Genomic DNA, 25,569 nt, shown 5'->3' on the forward strand with positions numbered 1-25,569 from the left:
TCCGATCTTGCGCACCCTCTTCCTATGCACATCCGCCCTTGCCCTTGTCGCCGCCAGCACCGCCACGGCCCAGGAAAGCAACCCCATGGACCTGGGGTCCATCGTCATCGGCTTCGGCGGCACCGCCGACGATCTGGATTCCGTCGAGGTCACCAGCGAGGACCTTCAGATCATCCAGCCGAACGACCTGCAGGACGTCTTCAAGAACGAACCGGCCATCTCGGTCGGCAGTTCGCAGGCGATTTCCCAGAAGCTCTATGTCGACGGGGTGGAAGAGAACAATCTGGCCGTGACCATCGACGGCGCGCGACAGAACAACAAGATCTTCCACCACAACACGACCACCTATATCGACCCCGAACTGCTGAAGCAGGTGCGCGTCGATCCGGGCGTGGCGCCGGCCGATGCAGGTCCGGGCGCGCTTGGCGGTTCTGTCGCGTTCGAGACGAAGGATGTCGACGACCTGCTGGCCCCGGGCCTATCCTATGGTGGCCGGTTCGCGACCGAATACCAGTCGAACGGCAACATCTTTTCCAACAGCCTGACGCTGATGACCCGCCAGGGCGGGTTCGAGGCGCTGGCCTATGGCAAGGTCGCCAATGGCGGCGACCAGACCGATGGCGACGGCAACGACATCCTGGGGTCCGGCACCAAGATGCGCAGCGGGCTGGCCAAGCTGGCCTATGAACTGGACAATGGCGGGCGCTTCGAATTCACCTACGAATCCGTCCGCGACAACGACCTGCGCCCCTATCGCGCCGACATGCAGACGGCCGGCGGCCCGCTGGCCACGCGGGTCTACGACCTGCAGCGCGACAATGCCGTCATCAGCTATACCACCGTGAACCCGACGGCACTCTGGGATCCGAAGATCCTGCTGGCCTACAGCGCCACCGACCTGAAGCTGCCCGAAGAGACCGAAACCAGCACCGGCAAGACCCACAGCTACAACGGCGTGATCCAGAACCGGTTCACGGTGGGGATCGGCACGATCACCGCGGGTCTGGACTTCTACACCGACGAGGGCGTGCTGGACTACAAGGTCCACGCCAAGCCCGACGTCGTCTTCGCCCCGGGCGAGAAGTCGCGCAATGTCGGCCTGTTCGCCCAGGCACGGCTGGAGCCGACGGACCGCTGGAAGATCTCGGCCGGCGTCCGCGGCGACATGCAAAGTTTCACCGGCACCGACGGGACCGAGTACGACAATTCCGGCCTGTCGGGGAACGCGGCGGTCGAATACGCGGTGACCGACACGTTCTCTCTCGGCGCCGGGGCCAGCCATGTGTGGGGCGGGATCGCACTGACGGAAAACTTCATCATGAACCCGGACTGGATCTATCCGGCCGAGACCATCGATCCGGTGACCGCCGACAACTACTATATCGCGGCCAATTTCAACTCCGGACCGTGGAGCCTGAGCGGCCGCCTGTTCAAGACCAGCATCGACAACGCCCGGGCGCCCAGTTATCGCGGCGGCCCGGCGCTGACCACCGACATGACCTCGGACGGCTATGAACTGAAGGCCGGGTACAACTGGGGATCGGGCCTGTTCCGGGTGGGCTTTGCCGATATCGATACCAAGGTCGACGGCGCCCCGGCGGATTCCTATGTCGGCCGTTACCTGACCACGCCGATCGGCCGTCAGATGACGCTGGAAGTGCTGCAATCCGTGCCGAATACCGGCCTGTTCTTCGGCGCCGACGCGCAGCTGGCGTTCAAGGAGGACGGCTTCCACGAAGCGGCCAGGGTCGACACCCTGCCTGCCTATCAGGTCGTGAACGCCTTTGCCGAATACGTGCCGCCGCGGCTGGCGAACCTGAGCCTTCGGCTTCAGGTCGACAACATCTTCGACGCCCAATATGCCGACCGCGCCACTTATGGGCAGGAGTTCATCGTGTCAGACGGGCTGATCCCGCTGTACCAGCCGGGTCGGTCGGTTTCGGTCCGCGCGACGCTGAACTTCTGATGCACAGGACCATAGACTGGACCGCCCCCGTGATCAGATACCTCAAGGGACCGGTGCCGCGCGCCATGCCCGGATCAGGCCACGCGGCAGCCGGAAAGGGACGATTCATGTTTCGCAAACTCTTGCTGGCCCTCGTGTTGGCGGCGGCACCGGCTTTCGCCGATCCCGTCATCGTGGACAGCTTCGACGGCCCCGTCGAGGTCGAAGCCAACCCCGCCACCGTCGCCGTCTTCGATCTGGACGCCCTCGATACGCTGGGTGCCCTTGGGGTGAAGCCCCAGGGTGTGCCCAGCCCGATCTACCTGTCCTGGCTGGCCAAGGAGGTCGACGGCGCCCAGGTGGTCGGATCGCTGTTCGAACCGGACCTGGAGGCCATCGCGGTCCTGGGCCCCGACCTGATCGTCGCCGGCGGCCGGTCCCAGAAGGCGGTGCCGACGCTGGCGGGCATGGCGCCCACTGTCGACATGTCGATCTGGAACGACGCCGTGGGCGAAGGACTGGCACGGCTGGACGCCTACGGCGCGATCTTCGGGAAAGAGGCAAGGGCCGCCGAACTGCGCGCGGCCTTCGCAGCCAAGCTGGACGCGGCCCGCGCCGCCGTCGCCGGCAAGGGCCGCGCCCTGATCGTGATGACCAACGGGCCAAAGGTGTCGGCCTATGGGGCCGCGGGCCGCTTCGGCTGGCTGCACAGCGCGCTGGATCTGCCCGAGGTGAACGCGAACGTGGAACAGACCACCCACGGTCAGGCCATCAGCTTTGAATTCATCAACGAGGTGAACCCCGAGATCCTGATCGTCGTCGACCGCCTGTCGGCCATCGGTCAGGACGGGGAAAGCGCCTGGGCCACGCTGGACAATCCGTTGGTCCGCGACACGCAGGCCTGGAAGAGCGGCCAGGTCGTCTTTGTCGACAGCGGCGCGCTGTATCTTGCAGGTGGCGGGATCCGGTCCATGTCGCTGATCCTGGACCAGTTCATCGACGCGTTCGGGACCGAATAGGCCCATGCGGCTTCTGGTCTGCCTGTCGGTGCTGGCGGTCCTCGTCGGGCTGTCGCTGGTCGTGGGGGTCATCGACATAAGCGCCGACGGCAATGCCCTGCAGATTCTGGTCGTCAGCCGCCTGCCCCGTACGCTTGCGGTGGTGATCGCGGGCGCGGCGCTGGCCGTGTCGGGCGCCATCATGCAGATGCTTGTCCGGAACCGCTTTGTGGAACCGATGACCGCCGGCACCGGGCAAGGCGCAGCGCTTGGCGTGCTGGCGGCGACGCTTCTGATCCCCGATGCGCCCATTGTCGTGCGGATGATCCTGGCGGCGGGGCTGGCGCTGTTGTCCAGCCTTGCCTTCCTGGCGATGACCCGCCGCCTGCCACCGACCCAGCCGCTGCTGATCCCGCTGGTCGCGCTGGTCTATGGCGCACTGATCCAGGCGGTCGTGACCTTCATCGCCTGGCAGACCGACCTGCTGCAATACGTGGCCATCTGGACGACCGGAGAGTTCTCCGGCGTCCTTTCGGGACGCTATGAACCGCTGTGGATCGCCGCGGGCGTGACGGTTCTTTGCTATGTCATCTCCGACCAGTTCGCGATCGTGGGCCTGGGCAAGGCGGTCAGCGTGAACCTTGGCCTGAACCATGACATGGTCCTGCTGCTGGGCCTTCTGGGCGTGTCCATCGTGACTGCCCTGACCGTCGTGACCGTCGGCATGATCCCCTTCGTGGGGCTGGTCGTGCCCAACATCGTCTCGCGCCTTCACGGTGACAACCTGCGCGCCACGCTGCCCCTGACCGCCTTCTGGGGCGCGGGCGCCCTGCTTGCCTCGGACATCCTGGCCCGCGTACTGCGCTTTCCCTACGAGATCCCGGTGGGCACCGTCTTCGGCGTGATCGGGTCGGTCCTGTTTCTGTGGCTGCTGCATGCAAGGCAAACCCATGTCTCCCGCTAGGGTCCTGGGCCTCCTGTCGCTAGTCGCGCTGGTGTCCGCCGCGGGCTACATGGGCCTGGCCGCCCGCGCACCGTGGAGCTTTCTTCTGCCCTTCCGGGGCGAGAAACTTCTGGCGCTGATCGTCGTGGCCGTGGCCGTGTCGACCGCGACGGTGCTGTTCCAGACCATCACCTTCAACCGGATCCTGACGCCATCCGTCATGGGGTTCGATGCGCTCTATGTCCTGATCGTGACTGTCGCCGTCTACCTCTTCGGTGGGGCGACGGTGGTGGGTTGGCCCGGGATCACGATCTTCCTGATCTCGGCCCTTGCCATGATCAGTGCCTCGCTTCTGCTGTTCGGAACGCTCTTGGTGCAGGTACGGGCCGACATTGTGCGGATGATCCTGACAGGCATCATCTTCGGCCTCTTGTTCCGGTCGCTGACCGGGTTCCTGGCGCGGTTGATCGATCCGAACGAATTCGCCGTGCTGCAGGTCGCCTCCTACGCGCGGTTCAACACGATCGAGACAGAGCTTCTGGGCATCGCCGCCCCCGTCACGCTGGTGGCCGTGGCGCTGGCCTGGCGGATGCGCCGGGCGCTGGATGTGGTGGCCCTGGGCCATGATCTTGCCATGGACCTGGGCGAGGAGCCGCGCCTGCGTCAGTTCCAGGCACTGACCATCGTGGCCGTTCTTGTCGCCGTCTCCACCGCCTTTGTCGGCCCCGTGGCCTTCCTGGGCCTTCTGGTCGTCAGCCTGGCCCGCTGGGCCCTGCCTTCGCCCTGTCACGCGCATCTGCTGACCGCCTCGGCGCTGGTCTCCGTCATCGTGCTGGTGGGCGGGCAGACGGTGCTGGAACGGGTGATGAAATCCTCCACCCCGCTGTCGGTGATCGTGGAGCTTCTGGGCGGCCTTGTATTCCTGTCGCTGGTCCTGAGGGGGAAGGCGAAATGATCCGGATCGAAGACCTGTCCCATTCCATCGCCGGAATGCATATCCTGCGGGACATCACGCTGACCCTGCCCAGGGGTGGGGTGACCGCGCTGATCGGGCCCAATGGCGCGGGAAAGTCGACACTGCTGTCCCTGATCGCCCGGCTGGAACGCGTACAGTCCGGAAGGATAGAGATCGACGGGTGCGACCTGTCGGGGATCCGCGGCGACGAGCTTGCCCGAAAACGCGCGATCCTGACCCAGCACTTCGACATCGCGCCCCGCCTCAGCGTGCAGCAACTGGTGGCGTTCGGGCGCTATCCCCACAGCCGCGGCCAGCCGACCGTCGACTGCCACACCATGATCGACCGCGCCATCGCGCGCTTCGACCTTCAGGACCTGCGGCACCGGATGATCGACACGCTGTCGGGCGGGCAGCGGCAGCGGGCCCTGATCGCAATGATCTACGTGCAGGACAGCCCCTACATGCTGCTGGACGAGCCGCTGAACAATCTCGACATCGCCGCATCGCGCAGCCTGATGCAGCACCTGGTGGAACTGGCCGAACAGGACGGGCGGACGGTTCTGGTGGTGCTGCACGACGTGAACTATGCCGCGGCCTATGCCGATCGGATCGTAGCACTGGCCGGGGGGCGGGTCGTGCTGCAGGGCGCACCGGCCGATGTCGTGGACGCGACGCTGCTGCGAGAGGTCTTCGGGACCGACGCCACCGTCGAACAGGTCGGCGGGCGGGCGGTGGTGATGGTGTAAGGTCGCGGCGGGGCAAACGCCGCCCGACACAGGGACGATCCGGTCGCGGTGCCGGCGAAATCGTCGATGCGCCCGACTTTTGTGAACCCACCAGCCGGATCGACGGCTGTCGACACGACCTGGAACCGGCACGGGGCCGCCTGTGTGGAACATGTGGCCATCCCGGACGCGACCGCAGCCGGCACGCTGTCGCAGGTGCCCGGGCAAAAGCGCCGCCATATCGGGAATGTCTGGCAGGTCGGGATCCAACCGCCGCTTCAGCCCCGCGCCAGGGGCCAATAGACCAATGAAGGTTGGCTATTGGCCAAAGTCGCGGTAACAGCGATGGCAGGGACGTCGTTCAAACCCTTGCATCCGCAGTCATATTCCCGGCTTCCCCGGCATCGGACCGCGGCGGGCACACGCCTTCCCGGTCCGGGCTGCGAAAGGGCCAGACTGTTGGAGACCGCCATGACACGACTTCGAGACCTGACATGCCTGCCCCGGGACCGCAGCCGGGCCGGCATCGCCGGGGCGCTGTGCAGTCTGGCGATGATGCTGGCGGTCATCGCCGGGCTTCTGGGCACCGCCCTGCCCCGGCAGGCACTGGCACAGACCCCGGCGCCCGCGCGGATGGGCCACCAGTTCTGGACCCCGGTGCGGACCGACAGCCCGCGCGAGACAATGGAATCCTTCCTTCTGGTCTCGGACCAGCTGGAACAGACCATCGCCACATATATTCAGAATCCCAGCAAGGAACTGGCGGCCGATATCTCGGTCCTGTCCGACCTTCTGGTCTACATGATCGACCTTGAAGACGTGCCCACTGCCACGCGGCGGGAAACCGGCATCAAGACCTTCGAATTCCTGATGGATATCTTCGGCCGCATCGGCGCCCCCGACCTGTCCGAGCTTCCGGGCCTGGACGACGTCGGGGCCCAGGGGATCGACAATGTCCGGATCCCGCAGACGCCGTTCCGGATCGACCGGATCACCGAAGGTCCAAGGGAAGGCGAGTTCCTGTTTTCAGGCGCCACGGTGCGGATCGCGCCGCGGTTCTACGACGCCGTCCGGCACCTGCCGCTGCAAAGCGTGATGGGCATCGACAGCTGGATAGACTTCGGACCGGAACAGACCGGGCCGCTGGTGCCGCCCTTCGTGATGCGGATGATGCCCGACGCGCTGAACCGGCTGTGGCTGGAAACGCCGGCCTGGAAGGTCATGTTCGAAACGTTTCTGCTGCTGCTGATCGGGGCCCTGCTTCTGGCTCTGAACCGGATGCTGAAGCGGATCCGGACCGTAGGGCGCGTCGGGCAGCTTCTGCTGCGTTCGATCCCGCCGCTTTTGCTGGTCTATCTGTCAGTGGACGCGCTGCCGTTCATTGCCTACCAGGTCCACCTCTCCGGCCAGTTCGCGATGCTTTACGACATGGCCCTGGCAGTCGCCCTGTACGGCGCGCTGGCGATGCTGTTCTGGCTTGCCGTCCGCGCGGCGGTCGAGGCGATCATCCTGTCGCCCCGGATCATGGAAGAAAGCCTGGACGCCGGTCTGCTGCGGCTGGGCAGCGCCACCGTGGGCGTGATCGGCGCCATGGTCATCGTGGCCCTGGGCGGGCAGGCCATCGGCCTGCCGGTGCTCAGCGTTGTGGCCGGTCTTGGCGTCGGCGGTCTGGCCATGGCCCTGGCCGTGCGCCCCACCTTCGAAAACCTGATCGGCGGCGTGATCCTGTTCATCGACCGTCCCGTGCGGGTGGGCGACTTCTGCAGCGTCGGCGACCAGCGCGGCACGGTGGCCGGGATCGGTATCCGGTCGACGAAACTGCGGGCGCTGGACCGGACCATCATCTCGATCCCCAACGCGCAATTCGCCGACATGCAGATCGTGAACTGGACCGAATGCGACCAGTTGCTGATCAACGAAACCATCGCGCTGCGCCAGGACATCAGTGCCGACCAGCTGCGCTATGTGCTGGCGCAGCTGCGCCGCATGCTTCTGGCCCATCCAAGGATCGTCAGCGACACGATCCGGGTGCGCCTTGTGGGCTTTGCCGATGGCGCACCTCATGTCGACATCCGCATCTATGCCGATACGCGGGACTGGAACGACTTCTACGCCATCCGCGAGGATGTGCTTCTGCGGGTCTTCGACACGATCCTCGACGCGGGCACCCGGCCCGCCTTCCCGTCCCAGACGCTCTACATGGCCCGGGACGAGGCCCCCGATGAAGAGCGCAGCACCGCGGCCGAAAGCAGCGTCCAGCAGTGGCGGAAAGAAGGCAGGCTGCCTTTCCCGCGCATGACCCAGGCCGAACAAGAGGCGCTGCACGGCACGCTGGACTATCCTCCCACCGGCAGCCACGAGGCCGGCAAGCACGGGCCGGCTGCCCCGCTTTCGTCCGAACCCGGAACGCCGCCGCAAAAGGGCTGACCGGCATCCGAAGAACAAAGGTCCGATGCACGACATGACCGCCTCTGCCCGCTTTTCCCGCAGCACCGCCGGGCCGGATCTGCCGGCGCCGCAGCCCGGCGCAGATGTCCTGGACGTTCTGCAGCGGGCGGGCTTCGTCCCCGAAGGCCTTCCCACCCCTGTGGCGGGCGGCGCCCTGACCCTTCCCGAAGGACACTGACCCATGGACTTCAACCTGACCGACGACCAGCGCGCGATCCGGGATGCCATCGAACGCATCTGCGCCCCATTCGGCGACGACTACTGGCTGAAGAAGGATCGCGACGGCGGCTTTCCGACCGATTTCTACGACGCGCTGGCGCGCGAAGGCTGGCTGGGCATCTGCACGGCCGAGGCGCAGGGCGGCGCAGGCCTGGGCGTGACCGAAGCCGCGATCATGATGCGCACCATTGCCGAAAGCGGTGCGGGGCTGTCGGGGGCTTCGGCCGTGCACATCAACATCTTCGGGCTGAAGCCGGTCGATGTCTTCGGCACCGAAGATCAGAAGGCCCGCATGATCCGCCCCATGGCGGAAGGCCGGGAAAAGGCCTGTTTCGGCGTGACCGAACCCGATACCGGTTTGAACACCACCCAGTTGAAGCTGCGCGCGGACAAGCGCGGCGACAAATATGTCGTGAACGGACAGAAGGTCTGGATCTCGACCGCGCAGGTGGCGGACAACATCCTGCTGCTGGCGCGGACCACGCCGCTGGACCAGGTCACGAAGCCCACCCAAGGGTTGTCGCTGTTCTACACCCCCTTCGACCGGACCCGCATCCGCGTGTCCGAGATCGAGAAGATGGGCCGCAAGGCCGTAGATTCGAACGAACTCTTCTTCGAGGATTTCGAGATCCCGGAAACCGACCGCATCGGCAAGGAAGGCGAAGGGTTCCGCTATATCCTGCAGGGCATGAACCCCGAACGGATCCTGATCGCGGCCGAGGCGGTGGGCCTGGGCTTTGCCGCGCTGAAGAAGGCGGTGGCCTATGCCAGGGAACGCAATGTCTTCAACCGCCCCATCGGCCAGAACCAGGCGATCCAGCACCCGCTGGCGATCTGCCAGTCGAATCTGGAAGCCGCCTGGCTGGTGACGCTGAAGGCTGCCTGGCTTTACGACCGGGGAGAGCCCTGCGGGGCCGAGGCGAACATGGCCAAGTACCTGGCCGGTGAAGCGGGCTATGACGCGTGCCAGCAGGCTGTGATGACCCATGGCGGCTTTGGCTATGCCAGGGAATATCACGTCGAACGCTATCTGCGGGAAAGCCTGATCCCCCGCATCGCGCCGATCTCTCCGCAGCTTGCGCTGTGCTACATTGCCGAGCGGGTGCTGGGCCTGCCGAAATCCTACTGAGGGAAGCGGGCGATGGCCGTCATCGAAACCTTGCCGTAGGGTGCGTGGTCCCCACGCACCGTTCACCGATTGTCCACCATTGCCCGGACGCAATCGTTCAAAGGTCATCCGCGGCGCGTTCGGGGCAGTCAGCAGACGACCTTCCGGCTTTAGGCTGGACACGATGAACCGTCGCGCCCTGCAGGCGCCGATCCGCGCCTTCCCGATCCCGCGCTTGCGGACGAAAGAAGCCCCGCCCGGGTTCTGGCAGTTCACCTGCGATGCCTTCGGCGCGGGCAGATCCCCCTGCCCTGCCGGGCCGTCCTAGGCGAACCAGCCGTCGTCTAGCACCGCGGTGTCCCGCACGTTTCGCAGAACCGCCAGATGCACCGCGTCGGCCCCACCGTCGCCGTCAAGGTCGAAGTCCAGATAGGAGGCGCTGCTGGACGCGCGGCTGAAGTCCAGCACTCCGTTCCCCAGCGCCTGGCCCAGGGTCAGTCCGTTGCCGGCCAGCAGGTCCGAGATGTCGAACCGATCGCCCGAACGCTGCGAGAAGTCGTAGATGATATCGCCCTGATCATCGACCGAGGTGAAGACGAAAGTATCGGCCCCGGTTCCGCCCTTGACGCGGTCCAGACCCAGGCCCCCGACGATCACGTCGTTACCGGTGCCGCCATCGATCACGTCGTTGCCCTGGCCGCCCAGGATCACGTCGTCACCCGCTTCGCCATACAGCTTGTCGTCATCGGCACGGCCGTCCAGCGTGTCGTCGTCGCGACCGCCGCGAAGCTGGTCCAGGCCCGCGCCGCCGTTCATGTCGTCGTCGCCATTGCCGCCATACATCCGGTCGTTGCCGTCATCGCCCGACATCTCGTCGTTGCCCGCATCGCCGTAAAGCCGGTCGTCGCCGCTGCCGCCGCTCAGGGTGTCGATACCGTCGCGGCCATACAGCGTGTCCTTGCCGTCGTCCCCGGTCAGGCTGTCGTCGCCGCCGTCGCCGTAAAGCCGGTCGTCGCCCAGACCGCCGGTCAGCGTGTCGTCGCCCTCGCCGCCCCCCATCCGGTCGTTGCCGGCGCCGCCGGTCAGGATGTCGTTGCCGCCATCGCCGCCCATCCGGTCGCCTTCGTCCCCCGCAAGCAGGATGTCGTTGCCGGCCCCGCCGTACATCGTGTTGCGACCTTCGCCACCCTCCAGCGTATCATCGCCCATTTCACCGTAAAGACGGTCATTCCCGACACCCCCCAGCATGGTGTCGTTGCCTTCGCCGCCATAGGCCCGGTCGTTGCCCACGCCGCCACCGAACCGGTCGTCGCCATCCCCGCAATAGCCGGTGTCGTTGCCCGCACCGCCGATCAGGACGTCATCGCCTTCCAGGCCGGACAGCTTGTCATTGCCGTCGTTACCTTCCAGCAGGTTGTTCGCCCCGTTGCCCGTAACGCGGTCGTTGGACGCTCCGGCGACCGCGTTCTCGATCACCGTGCCCTGCGCGATGTACAGCTTCTTGCCCGCGACGCGGCTGTACTTGCCATCGGTCAGTTCGATGTACATGTTCGACGTGATCGCCGAGAGGTCCAGCGTGTCGACCCCGCCATCCGTGTCGGACAGAACCCAGCCATACCGCCCCACCGACAAGATGAAGGTTTCCGTAAGGGCATAGTGCGAGTCGGTATCGCCGCCCCCGGTGTCGCCATCGCCGGTATCGCCACCACCCGTGTCACCGCCGCCAGTGTCGCCATCACCCGTGCCACCGGTATCCCCGGTTCCGCCGCCACCGCCGGCACCGGTCCCGACCAGCAGGCCGGCCACGTCCGCACTGGCAGAGACACCGCCCAGGAAGGCCAGCCGCACGGCGGCCCCTGCCCCGTTGCCATCGGCATCGACCATCAGGTTCGCGCCTCCCGATGCCGCGGTCAGGTAAACGACACCGGCCGCGACGGCATCCGCCACAGCGGTATCGCCGGTATAGCCCAGGCCCGACAGGATGCCGCCCAGGTCGATCCGGTCGCCTTCCCCGGCCGAGAAATCGGCCACCGCATCGCCGGCATCCGCCAGCGAGGAATAGGTGAACAGGTCCGCCCCCGCGCCGCCATACAGCGTGTCCGCCCCGCCGCCGCCGATCAGCGTGTCGTTGCCCGCGCCACCCTGGATCACGTCGTTGCCGGCACCGCCCGACAGGACATTGTCGGCCTCGTTCCCGGTGATCGTGTCGTTGCCGGACCCGGTCCGCGCGTTTTCGATCACCGTGCCGCGAGCGATGGACAGGACGCCGATCTTGTTGTCGATGTCCGAATAGGTTTCGGCGTTCAGGTTCAGACGCTGGCTGGCGCCGCGGCTGGCCAGGTCGATCGTGTCGGTCCCGCCATTGTCCAGAAGGCAGACCGCCCAGCCCCCGGACAGGTTCATGCCGGTCTGGTTCACGTTGGTGCCGTCACCATAGGTCGTGTCGCCGGTGTTGATCGTGGTCGGCCGGCCGTAAAGGTTCTGGATCGCCACGATATCGGCCAGCTGCGGCGTTGCCGTGAACGAATAGCTGAAGTTGATGTTCGGGTTCTGCGTCTGGCTGAAGTAGGACATCACCGACATCGACCAGCTGTCATTGGCAAAGACCGCCTGCGTGTTGAAATCCGCGCTGCCGTTGTAGTTGCCGGCATGACCCAGCCCCAGCGCGTGGCCGATCTCGTGGATATAGGTCTGCAGGTAATAATCGCCGTAGGACTGCCATGTGTTATTGACGTTGACCTTGGACGAGATGATCTCGTTCCCCATCGTGGACGAGGTGGCAAAGGCCCCCGACTGGTTGGTGGCAAAGGTGATCTTGGCGCTGCTGGCCTGCACGAAGGTCAGGCCCGTCACCTGTTCCCAGGCCTCCAGCGCTTGCAGCGCCGTGGCCTTGGCGGTGGAATTCAGCGCCGACAGGTTGACGGTAATGGTGCCGCCGGTTTCCACGTTGAAATGCCGGTCGCTGTAGCCCTTGGAATTCCAGTACCCATGGGTCAGCTGATAGGCCGCCTGGTCCACCGTATAGGTCGGTTTCGTCGCTCCCGCGGTCGACACGCTGGTGCCCGACAGGTTCGTCAGCCCGTGGCTGTCATAGGTCGTCTTGGACGGATCAAGTGTATGGCACATCTGGCACATGAGAATTCACCTTGTCTGAAAGAGGGAGCCCCCCGCTCCCCAGGGACAAAATCGAACGGTCAGAAAGGAAGGCCGGACCTAGCGACCAGCAGGTCGGCAAAGTCGCGCAGCATGTCGTCCTGGATCACGTGATCCATGACGGTCAGGTCGAAGCTGGGGCCATGGGCGGCCGGCGCCGTCCCCATCTGCCACGACAGATGGCCACGGACCCGGGTCTGCGAATGGTCTTCCATGTGAAGGCGGACCCGCATCCGGGTGGCGTCGGCCGCCACTTCCGGATCCGCGGTTGCGGGACGCACGCTGGCGCCACGTTCGCCAAGCGCCGCGATCAGCGCCTCGCACAGAACGGGCGCGACATCGCAGCTGAACAGGATCTCCGGCCCTGTGGCCGCCGCATGACCGCGACCGGCGTCCGCCATATTCAGCAGCGCGGCCACCGCAACACACGGCAACAGAACAGGAAGAGAGAGACGAACAGACATGCCCGTACGGTCCTTTGGCGAAGGCTCTGGAGTTCCCAGATGAAGACGCGGGCCGTACTGACTCTGCTTTGGTATAGGCGGGTATCTCCTATCGGCGTGGCTGATGTTGGACCGGAATGTGGCCGAAACATGACCTGTGCCTTTGCAGTGTGCCCCGGTCCGGATCTCGGGGCGGCCCGGCGCAACGCGGGCGCTTCTGCGGGCATAGACTGGACGAATGGCCCCGTTCGGAATGTCCTATGACAAGGTTTCGCCCATGGCGTGCGATGATGCCGGACCAACCCGGAAAGGACGGACATGAGTGATCTGGAGGGACTGCTTGTCGTCTCGATCGAACAGGCGGTGGCGGCGCCCTATCTGTCTGCCCGCCTGGCCGAGGCCGGGGCGCGCGTTATCAAGATCGAACGCCCCGAAGGCGACTTCGCCCGCGGTTACGATGACCTTGTCCATGGCGAAAGCGCCTATTTCGTCTGGCTGAACCGCGGCAAGGAAAGCCTCTGCCTGGACCTGAAGACCCCGGCCGACCGCGCGGTGCTGGAAGGGATGCTGGCCAGGGCCGATGTCTTCATCCAGAACCTTGCACCCGGCGCGGTGGACAGGCTGGGCTTTGCCGCCGACCGGCTGCGGGCCCGGTATCCGGGGCTGATCACCGTTTCCATTTCCGGCTATGGCGACGACGGGCCCTTTGCCGCGCGCAAGGCCTATGACCTGCTGGTTCAGGCGGAAAGCGGGCTGTCGGCAATCACCGGCAATGCCGCCGGGCCTGCCCGCGTGGGCGTGTCGGTCTGCGACATCGCCTGCGGGATGACCGCCCACCAGGCGGTGCTGGAGGCGCTGATCGGCCGCCAGAAGACCGGCCGGGGCCGCCACGTCGCTGTCAGCCTGTTCCACGCGCTGGCCGATTGGATGAACGTGCCCTACCTGCAATATGCCTATGGCGGGAAAGCCCCGGAACGGCAGGGCCTGTCCCACCCGACCATCGCGCCCTATGGCATCTTTGCCGGGTCCGACGGGAAAGAGGTCCTGCTGTCGATCCAGAACGAACGCGAATGGGCCCGTTTCTGCGACAAGGTGCTGGGCGATACCGCACTGGCCACCGACCCGCGCTTTGCCACCAATGCGCAGCGTGTGGCGAACCGCGCCGCGCTGGACGCACTGGTCAGCGACAGTTTCGCCACCCGGCCCCGCGATGCGCTGGCCGATCTTCTGACCGAGGCCGGCATCGCCTGCGGCCGCGTGTCGACCATGGAAGACCTGGCCCGCCACCCCCAGAACCGCTTTGTCGAGGTCGGGACACCCACCGGCCCGGTCCGCCTTCTGGCCCCCGGCGCGCTGGTGGACGGGCAGGTCCGCAAGTTCGGCCCCGTTCCGGCCCTGGGCCAGCACAGTGACGCCATCCGCACCGAATTCACGCCTGCCACGGCCGGCGACCGACCCAACAGAACAGGACATCCCACGTGACACTTCCCACCAGCGCCTCGGCCCGGCACGACGACATGCGCGATGCGCTGCGCGCGCTCTGCGCCCAGTTTCCCGGCGAATACCACCGCACCCATGCCCGCGACGAAACCTACCCGGTCGAATTCATCGATGCGCTGACCGAAGCCGGCTGGCTGGCCGCGATGATCCCGGAAGAATTCGGCGGCGCGGGCCTTGGCCTGACCGAAGCCTCCATCGTGATGGAGGAGATCAACCGCGCCGGCGGCAATGCCGGGCACTGCCATGGGCAGATGTACAACATGGGCACGCTGCTGCGGCACGGATCGGCCGAACAGAAGGCGCGTTATCTGCCGGGGATCGCCTCCGGAGAGTTGCGGCTGCAGTCCATGGCGGTGACCGAACCCACGACCGGCACCGACACGACCAAGATCAAGACCGTCGCGAAGCGGCAGGGCGACCGGTACGTCGTGAACGGTCAGAAGGTCTGGATCAGCCGGATCGAACATTCCGACCTGATGATCCTGCTGGCCCGGACCACGCCCCTGGACGAGGTGAAGCGCAAGTCACTGGGCATGTCGATCTTCATCGTCGACCTGAAGCAGGCCATCGGCCACGGCATGGAAATCCGCAAGATCCGCAACATGGTGGGTCACGAAACCTACGAGGTGTTCTTCGACAACCTTGAAATCCCGGCCGAGAACATGATCGGCGAGGAAGGGATGGGCTTTCGCTACATCCTGGACGGGCTGAACGCCGAACGGACGCTGATCGCGGCCGAATGCATCGGCGACGGCTACTGGTTCGTGGAAAAGGCCGCGGCCTATGCGTCGGAACGCGTGGTCTTCGGCCGACCCATCGGCCAGAACCAGGGCGTGCAGTTCCCGATTGCCAGGGCCTATGTCAACATCGAAGCGGCGAACCTGATGCGGTTCGAGGCCTGCCGCCGCTTCGACGCGCACGAGGACTGCGGCGCGCAGGCCAACATGGCCAAGATGCTGGCGGCCGATGCCAGCTGGGAGGCCGGGAATGCCTGCCTGCAAAGCCATGGCGGCTTCGGCTTTGCCGAGGAGTACGACGTCGAGCGCAAGTTCCGGGAAACGCGGCTGTACCAGGTGGCGCCGATTTCGACGAACCTGATCCTGTCCTACGTGGCCGAACATGTGCTGGGCCTGCCCCGGTCGTTCTGACATCGTTTCGAAGGAGCACATAATGTCCCCCGAAGACTGGATCGGCCGCACCCGCAGCGCCACCGACACACTGACCGGCCGGCTGATGGCCGAATTCCGCGTGACCATCGGCGACATGCACTGCGCCGGGCCCGACAGCCCCGGCCTGCAATGGATCCTGTCGCCCGACATCTACCCGGCGGCCGATCTGGGGCGCGACGCCCATCCCCGTGTCGGGCTGGTGGTCCCCGATCTGGGCCTGAAGCGACGAATGTGGGCTGGCGGGTCCATCACCTGGAACGGCGGCGTGCACGAGGGCGAGACCGTCACACGAGACACCACCGTCCGCGATATCGCCTACAAGGAAGGCCGGACCGGGCGGCTGGGCTTCCTGACGCTGGACCACCGCTATTCCGTCGGGGGCCAGACGCGGATCGAGGAAGTGCACGACATCGTGTATCGAGAAGATCCCGACCCCGATGCCCCTGTCCCTGTCCCGCCCCAGGCAGAGGACTGGGCGGGCGCAGAAGGCCGGGAAATCACGCCCGATGCCACGCTGCTGTTTCGCTATTCGGCGATGACCTTCAACGGGCACCGGATCCATTACGACCTGGCCTATGCCACCGGCGTCGAAGGCTATGCCGGGCTGGTGGTGCACGGTCCGATGCAGTCGACTTGGATGCAGCACCTGGCGACCGACGTGCTGGGCCATGTGCCGGCGAGCTTCCGCTATCGCGGCCTGTCCCCCCTGACCGCCGGCACCCCTGTCCGGGTCGAGGCACGGGCTGACGGCGACACGCTGGCGCTGCGGGTCCGCGACCTGACCCGGAACGTGGTGACCATGCAGGCTAGCGCGTCGGCTTGAGCGTTTCCGGATCGAAGGCCAGCCGTCCTTCCCAGATCCCCCGGCGCACCATGTCGGACGCGACCTTCAGCGTCACCTTTTCGATGGCCGCACAGGCGCGGGTCTGGGTCACGGCGGGGTTGCGCACCAGATAGACGGGGCGGGATATCACCGGGTCGACGATCGGCGCCTTGATCAGCCGGCCGGCATTCACGAAGTCGTGGCAGGCCGCCGGGGCAAAGATGGAAAAGCCCGACCCGCGCGCCACCAGTTCCTTGATCTGGGTCATCGCGTCCAGTTCGGTCACCACGTTCAGAGTCACGCCCGCCTCTGCCGCCGCCCGGTCGACGATCCGGCGCAGGCCATGCGGTTCGCCGGGCAGGACAAGTTCCACCCCTGCCAGGTCACGCAGGGGCACGGGGGTTCCGGGCTTCGTCTTCAGCGGCCATGCATCGGGGGCGGAAAAGAAGAACAGCCCTTCGTCCAGCACATGCGTGGCCTTGAAATGCTCGACCCCGTTCAGGTCGTAAAGCATCCCGATCTCGACCGTGCCGTCGTCGATCCAGGTCTTGATGAAGCCGCTCATCGCCTCGCTGGCGCGCAGGCGGACCTTCGGCAGATCCACCCGCACGGTTTCGGCGAGGGGCACCGACATCACCATCGACGATGACGGCGGCATGCCGAAACGGACGGTTCCCGCCACCTCGCCCGACAGGTCGCGCATCTCGGACACGCAGCGGTTCAGCATCTCGCAGATGCCGGTGGCGTGGGTCAGCAGCACCTCGCCTTCCGCCGTCAGGGTGGACCCCCGGGGCGAGCGGACGACAAGCTGCACGTCGAGCTCCTGCTCCATGTTCGCCAGGTGCTGCGACAGCGACGGCTGGGCGATGCGCAGGCGCTGCGCCGCGGCCGACAGCGATCCGGCCTCGGCAATGGCGATGAAGTACCGCAGCTGGCGGATGTCCATGCAGGCCCCTCCCTCGCCCCCGGTGGATCCCGACTGTCGGCGCCGGGATCCGCAGGGTCAAGGCGTCACGCGAACTCGATCACCTGCCGGATGGCCTTGCCAGCCTGCAGCTTGTCGAAGCCTTCGTTGATCTGGTCCAGCCGGATCCGTTCGGTCAGCAGCTTTTCGACCGGCAGGCGGCCCTGCGCATGCAGCGCCAGGAACCGGGGGATGTCCCGCGTCGGCACGCCGGAGCCGAGATAGCTGCCCTTCACCGTCCGTTCCTCGGCCGTCAGCATAACGGCGGGGATCTTCAGCTCTGCCGTCGGCGCCGGCAGGCCCGCGGTCAGGGTCGTGCCCCCGCGGCGCGTCACGTCATAGGCAAAGCGCAGGGCGTTCACGTTGCCGGTGAAATCCATCGCCGTCTGGACGCCGCCCTTGGTCAGTTCGCGCAGCTCGTCCTTCGCCCCCTCGCGCGAGGAATTGACGACATGGGTCGCGCCCATCTGCTTCGCGACCTCCAGCTTTTCGTCCAGCACGTCGACAGCGACGATGGTATCGGCGCCGGCGGCATAGGCGGCCATCACGGCCGACAGGCCCACGCCGCCCAGCCCCACGATGGCGGTGCTGGTCCCGGGTTTCACATCGCCCGAATTGAACACGGCCCCCGCCCCGGTCAGAACGGCACAGCCCATCAGCGCGGCCAGGTGCAGCGGCACCTCCAGGTCGATCTTGACCAGCGAGTTCTGGGACATCACCGCGTGCTCCGCGTAACAGGCAACGCCGGTCATGTGATAGACTTGCTGTCCGTCCCGGCTAAGCCGCGTGCCGCCGCCGATCATCTCTCCCAGCCCGTTCGCCACGGCACCGGGTTCGCACAAGGCCGGGCGCCCGGCCTTGCAGGGCCCGCAATGGCCGCAGGACGGCACGAAGACCGACACGACATGGTCGCCCGGCTGGAATCGGTCGACGCCCGGGCCCACGGCCCGGACGATGCCGGCGCTTTCATGGCCCAGCACCATCGGCAACTGACGCGGCCGGTCGCCGTTCACCACCGACAGGTCGGAATGGCAAAGTCCGGCGGCCCGGATCTCGATCAGCACTTCCCCTTCGCGCGGGTCTTCCAGGTCGATCTCGCAGATCGTCAGGGGTTTCGTTTCGGCATAGGGACCGGGTCGCCCGATCTCCTCCAGGACTGCCGCCTTGATCTTCATGTCATTCCCCCTTCGGCGCGGCCTGCTACAGGTCCGCGTCAATGATCCTGTGCCCAGTCCTCTGCCGGCCGGGCGCTTCTTCACCCCCCGGGCCGGACCCGGGCTTCGGGGAAGATACCAAGAAACCGCCGGATGTCTGCGGGATTGTAGCCCGCAGCGCAGATCAGTCGATCCCGTTGGCGCGCTGCAACGCACGCACATAGGCCACGATGGCCTTCACCTCGGCTGGGGTCATCCCCGGCTGGGGCGGCATGTCGCCGAACCGCCAGTGGTGGGCGCGGACGCCGTTCTGGACCGCCAGCTGAAAGGACATGTCCCCGTGGTGTCCCGGTTCATAGATCCTGTTCACCAGCGGCGGGCCAAAGCCCATCCTGCCGGTGGCATTCTGCCCGTGACAGGCGGCGCAGACCGCATCAAAGCCGCGCTGGCCCATGGTCGCTTCGGGGGAAAGCGTCTGGGGCACGACGATTTCTACCAGTGGTGCGCCCATGGCGGGGGTCTGCGCCTGAGCCGTATTGGGCGATCGGGTCAGCACATAGGCACCGCCCGCAAGGGCAAGGACCGCCGCCGCCGCGGGAATGATCTTGTTCATGGTCGTCTTCCTGAAAGGCGCGGCATGGGGGCCGCGCTGGCATCGTCGAAAGGGGTTCGATGCGTTCAGGATCGCGGTGGCGGCGGGTCGGACAGAAGGACGGTCGGGTGGAACGCCTTTCGCAGGTCCGGACGGAAGGCCAGCGCCGTGGCCGGCCGTGTCGCGGTGCCTTGCAAAGCGGTCGAAAGCGCAGACGTGGCGCAACAGGCCAGGTGGGCACAATCGGCGGCGACGTGGTCATCGCCGAGGCCCGTGCAGCCGGGACAGTCTGTGACCATGTCTCCTGTCATGGCCATGTCGTGATCCACCCCATGCGCCGGGGCCTTGTCCGGCAGGCTTGCCCAGGCGGTCAGGACCAGGGCCAGAAGGATCAGGATACGGCGCATGTCAGTCTCTGCGACAGCGACTATGGCTTGGCGCCGCAAGCCAGGCCGATCGGACCGGCGAGCCCGTCAAGGATCGCGCAGTCAGGGTCGTCGTTGCCGTGGCAATCGTGGATCAGCGTTTCCAGCTGAGCCTCCAGCGTCTGAAGCTGCCGGATCTTGGACCGGACGGCATCCAGGTTCCGGACTGCCAGCGCCTGCACGTCGCGGCTGGCCCGGCCGGGATCGGCGTTCAGGTCCAGAAGCTGGCGGCATTCCTCCAGCCCGAAACCCAGATGCCGCGCCTGCGCCAGCATCCGCAGTTGGGTGATCTGCCGGTCGCCGAAATCGCGGTAGCCATTGGCCGAACGGTCGGCATCAACCAGGCCGATTTCCTCGTAATAGCGGATCGTCTTGACCGACAGGCCGGTCTTTTCCGCCGCGCGTCCGATGTTCATCGCTCAGATCCTTTCCCGTCGGATAAGGGGGCTTTCGCCCCCCTGGTCAAGCCTGTCAAAGCTTCGTCGCCCGCAGCCGCAGCGCATTGCTGATGACCGACACCGACGACAGGCTCATCGCTGCAGCGGCAAAGATCGGCGACAGCAGGATGCCCAGGAACGGATAGAGGATCCCGGCCGCGATCGGCACGCCGGCCGAATTGTAGATGAAGGCAAAGAACAGGTTCTGCCGGATGTTGCACATCGTGGCCTCTGCCAGCTTCCGGGCACGCACGATGCCGGTCAGGTCGCCCTTGACCAGCGTGATGCCCGCACTTTCCACCGCCACGTCGGCGCCGGTGCCCATGGCGATGCCCACGTCGGCCTGGGCCAGCGCAGGCGCGTCGTTGACGCCGTCGCCGGCCATGGCGACGGACAGGCCTTCGCCCTTCAGCTTGCGGACAAGGGCGTTCTTGTCCTCGGGGCTGACCTCGGCGTGGATCTCGTCGATGCCCAGTTCCCTGGCCACCGCCTGCGCCGTGGCCTGGGCATCGCCCGTGGCCATGACGATCCGCAGGCCGAGATCGTGAAGCGCCTTGATGGCTTCGGCCGTCGTGGGCTTGATCCGGTCGGCCACGGCAACAAGCCCCGCGGCCTGGCCGTCGACCGCCACGAACATCGCCGTCTTGCCTTCGGCCTGCAGGGCCCTGGCCCGGTCGGCCAGATTGCCCGTATCGACGACCAAGTCCGCCATCAGCGCCGCATTTCCCAGCGCAACGGTCCGGCCGTCCACCCTGCCGGTGACGCCCTTGCCGGTGACGGCATCGAAATCTGTGCTGTCGGTCCGGGTGGCGCCCCGCTCTTCGGCCCCAGCCACGATGGCCTCGGCCAGCGGGTGTTCGGACCCGCGTTCCAGCGCTGCCACCAACGTCAGGAAGGTGGCTTCGTCCATCTCCCGGGTCTCGACGTCGGTCAGGGTGGGCTTGCCTTCGGTTAGGGTGCCGGTCTTGTCGACGATCAGCACGTCGACCCTGGCGAACCGCTCCAGCGCTTCGGCATCGCGGATCAGCACGCCCGCCCGCGCCCCCCGGCCCGAAGCCACCATGATCGACATCGGCGTAGCGAGGCCAAGCGCGCAGGGGCACGCGATGATCAGCACCGACACGGCGGCAACAAAGGCATAGGACAGCGCGGGCGACGGGCCAAGGATCCACCAGGCCACAAAGGCCAGCACGGCACAGGCCACGACCGCGGGCACGAAGTAGCCCGCAACCTTGTCCGCCACCGCCTGGATCGGTGCCCGCGACCTCTGGGCGGACGCGATCATCTGCACGATCCGGTTCAGCGTCGTGTCGTCCCCGACATTTTCCGCCTTCATCAGGAAGCTGCCGGTCCTGTTCAGCGTGCCGCCGGTGACCGGCTCGCCCGCGACCTTCTCCACCGGGACCGGCTCGCCCGTGATCATGCTCTCGTCGACGGAAGACCGGCCTTCGGTCACCACGCCGTCGACCGGCACGCTTTCGCCCGGGCGCACCCGCAGGACGTCGCCGGATTTCAGATCCTCCAGCGGCACGTCCTCTTCCCTGTCGCCGCGTACCCGGCGGGCAGTCTTGGGCGCCAGGTCCATCAACGCGCGGATCGCGTCGCCGGTGCGCTCGCGCGCCGCCAGTTCCATCACCTGCCCGATCAGGACCAGCACAAGGATCACCGCCGTCGCCTCGAAATAGACCGGGGTCATGCCCATCCCGTCCTGCATCTGCGCGGGCAGCAGTCCCGGCGCCAGCATTGAGACGATGGAAAACAGGTATGCCGCCCCGGTCCCCAGACCGATCAGCGTCCACATGTTGGGGCTGCGATTCCTGACCGAGTTCCAGGCCCGCTTGAAGAACATCCGCGTGAACCAGACCACCGGCGTTGCCAGCAGGAACTGCACCCAGACAAAGGCCGTGTGGCCCAGCCACCTGTCGAAGGGGATGCCGACATGGCTGCCCATTTCCAGCACGAAGACCGCGGCCGCCAGCGGCGCGGTGATCTTCAGGCGCCGCTTGAAATCGACGAATTCCGGGTGCGGCCCGCTGTCGAGCGTCGGCGTCATCGGCTCCAGCGCCATGCCGCAGATCGGGCAGTCGCCGGGATGATCCTGCACGATCTCGGGGTCCATCGGGCAGGTATACATCGTGCCTTCAGGCATCGGTTCGGATTCGGGCCGGTCGCCTAGGTACTGCTCCGGGTCACCTTCGAACTTGGTCTGGCAGCGGGAGGAGCAGAAATAGAACCTCTGCCCGTCATTCCTGGCCATGTGTTTCGCCGATGACCTGTCGACGCTCATCCCGCAGACCGGGTCCCTGGCTGTCAGATAGGCCTCGGGGTCCGCCTCGAACTTCTTGCGGCAGCCGTCGGCGCAGAAGTGATAGATAGGGCCGTCATGCTCGGTCGTGGGCTTGCCCGCGGCCGGGTCGACGGTCATCCCGCAGACGGGATCGCGGACAACGGTGTCTGAATCGTGAGCGTGGGCCTCGGCCATGACGCATCCTTTCCTTGAAGAAGGAGTTTGGACTCTGCAAGTAAGGTCTCCAGTCGCTGGAGGGTCAAGGGAAGGTTTTGCCGGTTTGCCCGAATACCGCCGGACGCGCCCCGTTCGCGCTGATGGTTCACTTTAACCTTGTAAATCTTCCGTCATATAGAGAATATACAAGGTATGATCACGCGATCCCATAGACATTCGGTGGAAGATGCCCTGAACCAGCAGGCCGGCGTCGTCCTTCTGGGGCCGCGCCAGGTGGGAAAGACGACCCTGGCGCAGGACATCGCCGACAGCCGCGATGCCGTCTACCTGGACATGGAACGCCCCGCAGACCGGCAGGTTCTGGCGGAACCGGACCTGTATCTGGACGAACAGATCGGCCGGCTGGTGGTGATCGACGAGGTGCAGATGATGCCTGACCTCTTCGGCGCGCTGCGCGGCCAGATCGATCGGCGACGACGACAGGGGCACCGGACGGGGCAGTTCCTGCTGCTGGGATCTGCCTCGGACACACTGCTGCACCAAAGCGCGGAATCGCTGGCGGGGCGGGTCAGTTATCACGAACTGACGCCTTTTACCCTGACAGAAACCGGGGCCGACACGCTGAACCGGCTGTGGCTGCGGGGCGGCTTTCCTGAAAGCTTCCTGGCGGGCAGCGACCGGTCCAGCCTGACCTGGCGCGAAGATTTCATCCGCACCTACCTGGAACGCGACATCCCGGCCTTTGGCCTGCGGATCCCCGCGGAAACGCTGCGCCGGTTCTGGACGATGCTGGCGCACGATCAGGGCGGATTGCTGAACGCATCAAAGCTGGCCGCGAACCTGGGCGTTTCGGGACAAAGCGTGGCGCGCTATCTCGACCTGCTGGTCGACCTGATGCTGGTCCGCCGGTTAACCCCCTGGCATTCCAATGCCGGCAAGCGGCTGGTGAAGTCGCCCAAAGTCTATATCCGCGATGCCGGCCTAACCCACGCCCTGCTGGGCCTTGGCACGACCGAGGCGCTGCTGGGCCATCCGGTGGTCGGCGGCAGCTGGGAAGGTTTCTGTATCGAGAACCTGATCGCCGCAGCCCCGCGCGGGACCGAGGCGTTCTTCTACCGCTCGTCCGCCGGCGCCGAAATCGACCTGCTGCTGCAATTGCCCGGCGGTGCGCTATGGGCAATCGAGGTCAAGCGCACCACCGCACCCAAGGTCAGCCGCGGATTTCACATCGCGGCAGAGGAGCTTTCGGCGGCCGAGCGCATCCTTGTCTATGCGGACGGGCGGAACGTCCCCAGCCAGGGCGGCCTGCGCGCCATGTCCCTGATTGCAGCGATGGAGAAACTGGCCGCCGCCTGACCCCCCTGCCCGATCGCGGCAGCCGAGTCCCCCACCGCGAATCCCCTGTTCCGAAGGACCGGCCGCCCACCCAGCTGCCGCAAATCCCGACATGGAGACACCCGATCAGCTGCCCGGACAGGCCGCCACCCGCCCCCGGAAGGTGAAGAAAATCCGTCAAGGCATTGATTTACATTGCTTTTGGTAAGTCGGAAAGTTACACCCACCTCAGCGCAAGCATTTCATGTCAACAAAGTCTGGAAATGTACGGGATCGCTGATATAAGACTTATCAACAAGAAAGACAGGGCAGTCGAGGCAGTACGTGGCAGATCTTCTGGCATCCGAACAGCTCATGCGTTTCAGCGGGATCATCGAGACCGCGCTGACGCAGCAGAAAGAGCTGTTGCATTCCCCGGACAAGCGGAAGTCCGACAAGCCGCTGCGGCCGTTTTCCGTGCGCGAAGTCTCGCATGCGTTGCGGGTTAAATACAACAGCCTGCGGCAATACCTGAACACGCTGGACGGGATGCCCCCCGGCACCCTGGAGGCCGGAAACCGCAAGTATTTCAGCGCGGAAGAGGTGAACCAGATCCTCGACGTGCTGCTGGCCGAAGGCAAGATCGGGCTGGAACGCTATCCCCGCCGGCAACCGGGCGACCCGCAGGCACGTCTGGTCGTCTACAACCTGAAGGGCGGCGTGTCGAAGACGTCGCTCTCGGCCAATCTGGCGCAGTTCCTGGCGCTTCGCGGCTACCGGATCCTGGTTGTCGACCTCGACCCGCAGGCCAGCTTTTCCGACATGTTCGATGTGCAGGCAGACGTGGACGACCTGCCCTCGATCTACGACGTCCTGAAATACGAAGACCCCGCCAGCGGCATCGGCCCCATACCGATCACCGAAGCGATCCAGGCCACCTATGTCCCCAATATCGACATCGTGCCCGGGTCCATGTCGATGACGGAATTCGAATTCGAAACCTCGGCCTCGTTCCAGGCCGGGGCGACGGCGACGCCCTTCCACCGCCGGATTTCCGACGCGTTGGAGGCGGTGGACGATTTCTATGACCTCGTCCTGTTCGACACGCCACCGCACATGTCCTTTGCGGTCATCGCCGCCGTCTTCGCCGCGCGGGGGATGTTGATCCCCCTGTCCGCGGGCATGCTGGACGTCGTGTCGCTGGCCAAGTTCCTGGAACTTGCCGCCAGCACGATGGAGGTCGTCGAACAGCATCAGGACAAGCGGTACGACTTCATCCGCTTCGTTCTGACCCGCTATTCCGCGTCCGATCCTGCGCAATTGCAGCTGTCGTCCTTCCTGCGCAGCCATCTGGGCGGCGCGATGCTGAAGCACGATTTCGTCAGTTCGACCGCCATCGCGGATGCCGGCAACACGATGAATCCGCTGCTGGAAATCGACCCGTCCAGCTTTCACCGCAAGACCTATGACAGGATCTTCGAAAGCCTGAGCGGCATCACCGACGAAATCGACGCCGAAATCATGGCCTCGTGGGGCAGGCAACCCTTCGAACGGGAGGATAGCTGATGGCCCGCAAGCCCCGTACCGCTTTTCCCGCCAATCCGGGTGCTGCACCCGAAGACGGCGCAGTCCCGAAGCCCGTCCGCCGGACGCCAATGTTCGTCAAGGGCGCCGCGAGCCTCGACAAGGCACAGCAGTCGGCGGCAGCGGAAACCCGGATGTTCCGGATGGTGCCGGTCGGCCTGATCGACCCCTCGCCGATCCGCGACCGCATCGACGTGACCGAG

At 65.9% G+C, this 25,569-nt stretch carries 22 protein-coding genes; 14 read left to right on the forward strand and 8 right to left on the reverse strand.

The window, feature by feature from the left end:
• Positions 1-7 precede the first annotated feature (7 nt).
• The 8 genes from FQK05_RS23130 (at position 8) to FQK05_RS23165 (ending at position 9,365) form a co-directional block, all read left to right on the forward strand.
• On the forward strand, positions 8-1,966 hold the full coding sequence (locus FQK05_RS23130) for a TonB-dependent receptor domain-containing protein (RefSeq protein ID WP_233270646.1): 1,959 nt from the start codon (positions 8-10) through the stop codon (positions 1,964-1,966).
• Positions 1,967-2,073: 107 nt separating this feature from the next.
• Complete coding sequence (locus FQK05_RS23135) at positions 2,074-2,964, forward strand: siderophore ABC transporter substrate-binding protein (protein ID WP_158971428.1); 891 nt, start codon at positions 2,074-2,076, stop codon at positions 2,962-2,964.
• Positions 2,965-2,968: 4 nt separating this feature from the next.
• A complete protein-coding gene (locus tag FQK05_RS23140) occupies positions 2,969-3,907 on the forward strand; it encodes an ABC transporter permease (protein ID WP_158971430.1) in 939 nt (312 codons plus the stop codon).
• Positions 3,894-4,841 carry an iron chelate uptake ABC transporter family permease subunit gene (locus FQK05_RS23145; RefSeq protein WP_158971432.1) on the forward strand — a complete coding sequence of 316 codons (948 nt, stop codon included), beginning with the start codon at positions 3,894-3,896 and terminating at the stop codon, positions 4,839-4,841. Before FQK05_RS23140 ends, FQK05_RS23145 begins: the two co-directional genes overlap by 14 nt.
• The gene (locus FQK05_RS23150) at positions 4,838-5,590 is read left to right on the forward strand and encodes an iron ABC transporter ATP-binding protein (protein ID WP_158971434.1); all 753 of its coding nucleotides are present in this window, start codon (positions 4,838-4,840) and stop codon (positions 5,588-5,590) included. Before FQK05_RS23145 ends, FQK05_RS23150 begins: the two co-directional genes overlap by 4 nt.
• 450 nt (positions 5,591-6,040) lie before the next feature.
• Positions 6,041-7,996, forward strand: coding sequence for a mechanosensitive ion channel family protein (locus tag FQK05_RS23155; RefSeq protein ID WP_158971436.1), 1,956 nt, complete (start codon positions 6,041-6,043; stop codon positions 7,994-7,996).
• Positions 7,997-8,021: 25 nt separating this feature from the next.
• Positions 8,022-8,195 (forward strand): hypothetical protein, encoded by a 174-nt coding sequence (locus FQK05_RS23160; protein WP_158971438.1) that lies wholly within the window; start codon positions 8,022-8,024, stop codon positions 8,193-8,195.
• 3 nt (positions 8,196-8,198) lie between these two features.
• Positions 8,199-9,365, forward strand: coding sequence for an acyl-CoA dehydrogenase family protein (locus FQK05_RS23165; RefSeq protein WP_158971440.1), 1,167 nt, complete (start codon positions 8,199-8,201; stop codon positions 9,363-9,365).
• A 303-nt stretch (positions 9,366-9,668) separates the two neighbouring features.
• Here FQK05_RS23165 and FQK05_RS23170 read toward each other — a convergent pair whose 3' ends face one another.
• Entirely contained in the window at positions 9,669-12,479 is a 2,811-nt protein-coding gene (locus FQK05_RS23170; RefSeq protein WP_267902382.1) for a M10 family metallopeptidase, read from the reverse strand.
• Positions 12,480-12,538: 59 nt separating this feature from the next.
• Positions 12,539-12,961, reverse strand: coding sequence for a hypothetical protein (locus FQK05_RS23175; RefSeq protein WP_158971443.1), 423 nt, complete (start codon positions 12,959-12,961; stop codon positions 12,539-12,541).
• A gap of 297 nt (positions 12,962-13,258) precedes the next feature.
• Between FQK05_RS23175 and FQK05_RS23180 the strand changes: the two genes are divergently transcribed.
• The 3 genes from FQK05_RS23180 to FQK05_RS23190 are packed head-to-tail and all read left to right on the forward strand — an operon-like array spanning position 13,259 to position 16,432.
• Positions 13,259-14,422, forward strand: coding sequence for a CaiB/BaiF CoA transferase family protein (locus FQK05_RS23180; protein WP_158971445.1), 1,164 nt, complete (start codon positions 13,259-13,261; stop codon positions 14,420-14,422).
• Positions 14,419-15,588, forward strand: a complete 1,170-nt coding sequence (locus FQK05_RS23185; protein WP_325063958.1) for an acyl-CoA dehydrogenase family protein — start codon at positions 14,419-14,421, stop codon at positions 15,586-15,588. The genes FQK05_RS23180 and FQK05_RS23185 overlap by 4 nt, the downstream gene beginning before the upstream one ends.
• Before the next feature lie 22 nt (positions 15,589-15,610).
• Positions 15,611-16,432, forward strand: a complete 822-nt coding sequence (locus tag FQK05_RS23190) for an FAS1-like dehydratase domain-containing protein (protein ID WP_158971447.1) — start codon at positions 15,611-15,613, stop codon at positions 16,430-16,432.
• Here FQK05_RS23190 and FQK05_RS23195 read toward each other — a convergent pair.
• The 6 genes from FQK05_RS23195 to FQK05_RS23220 form a co-directional block, all read right to left on the reverse strand.
• Positions 16,416-17,378, reverse strand: a complete 963-nt coding sequence (locus FQK05_RS23195; protein WP_158971449.1) for a LysR family transcriptional regulator — start codon at positions 17,376-17,378, stop codon at positions 16,416-16,418. The genes FQK05_RS23190 and FQK05_RS23195 overlap by 17 nt on opposite strands.
• Positions 17,379-17,443: 65 nt before the next feature.
• The gene (locus FQK05_RS23200) at positions 17,444-18,571 is read right to left on the reverse strand and encodes a zinc-dependent alcohol dehydrogenase family protein (protein ID WP_158971451.1); all 1,128 of its coding nucleotides are present in this window, start codon (positions 18,569-18,571) and stop codon (positions 17,444-17,446) included.
• A 163-nt stretch (positions 18,572-18,734) separates the two neighbouring features.
• Positions 18,735-19,163, reverse strand: coding sequence for a c-type cytochrome (locus FQK05_RS23205; protein WP_158971453.1), 429 nt, complete (start codon positions 19,161-19,163; stop codon positions 18,735-18,737).
• Between the two features lie 65 nt (positions 19,164-19,228).
• Entirely contained in the window at positions 19,229-19,549 is a 321-nt protein-coding gene (locus FQK05_RS23210; RefSeq protein ID WP_158971455.1) for a hypothetical protein, read from the reverse strand.
• Between the two features lie 20 nt (positions 19,550-19,569).
• A complete protein-coding gene (locus FQK05_RS23215; RefSeq protein ID WP_158971457.1) occupies positions 19,570-19,983 on the reverse strand; it encodes a Cu(I)-responsive transcriptional regulator in 414 nt (137 codons plus the stop codon).
• Between the two features lie 55 nt (positions 19,984-20,038).
• Entirely contained in the window at positions 20,039-22,486 is a 2,448-nt protein-coding gene (locus FQK05_RS23220) for a heavy metal translocating P-type ATPase (RefSeq protein WP_158971459.1), read from the reverse strand.
• A gap of 174 nt (positions 22,487-22,660) precedes the next feature.
• Here FQK05_RS23220 and FQK05_RS23225 point away from each other — a divergent pair, with 174 nt between their 5' ends.
• The 3 genes from FQK05_RS23225 to FQK05_RS23235 form a co-directional block, all read left to right on the forward strand.
• Positions 22,661-23,824 carry an ATP-binding protein gene (locus FQK05_RS23225; RefSeq protein WP_158971461.1) on the forward strand — a complete coding sequence of 388 codons (1,164 nt, stop codon included), beginning with the start codon at positions 22,661-22,663 and terminating at the stop codon, positions 23,822-23,824.
• A gap of 303 nt (positions 23,825-24,127) precedes the next feature.
• A complete protein-coding gene (locus FQK05_RS23230) occupies positions 24,128-25,348 on the forward strand; it encodes an AAA family ATPase (RefSeq protein ID WP_158971463.1) in 1,221 nt (406 codons plus the stop codon).
• Positions 25,348-25,569: hypothetical protein (locus FQK05_RS23235; protein WP_158971465.1), on the forward strand; the 222-nt coding region annotated here is incomplete at its 3' end. The genes FQK05_RS23230 and FQK05_RS23235, both read left to right, overlap by 1 nt.

This window comes from Chachezhania sediminis (genome assembly GCF_009765275.1).
GTDB classification, from domain to species: Bacteria; Pseudomonadota; Alphaproteobacteria; order Rhodobacterales; family Rhodobacteraceae; genus Chachezhania; species Chachezhania sediminis.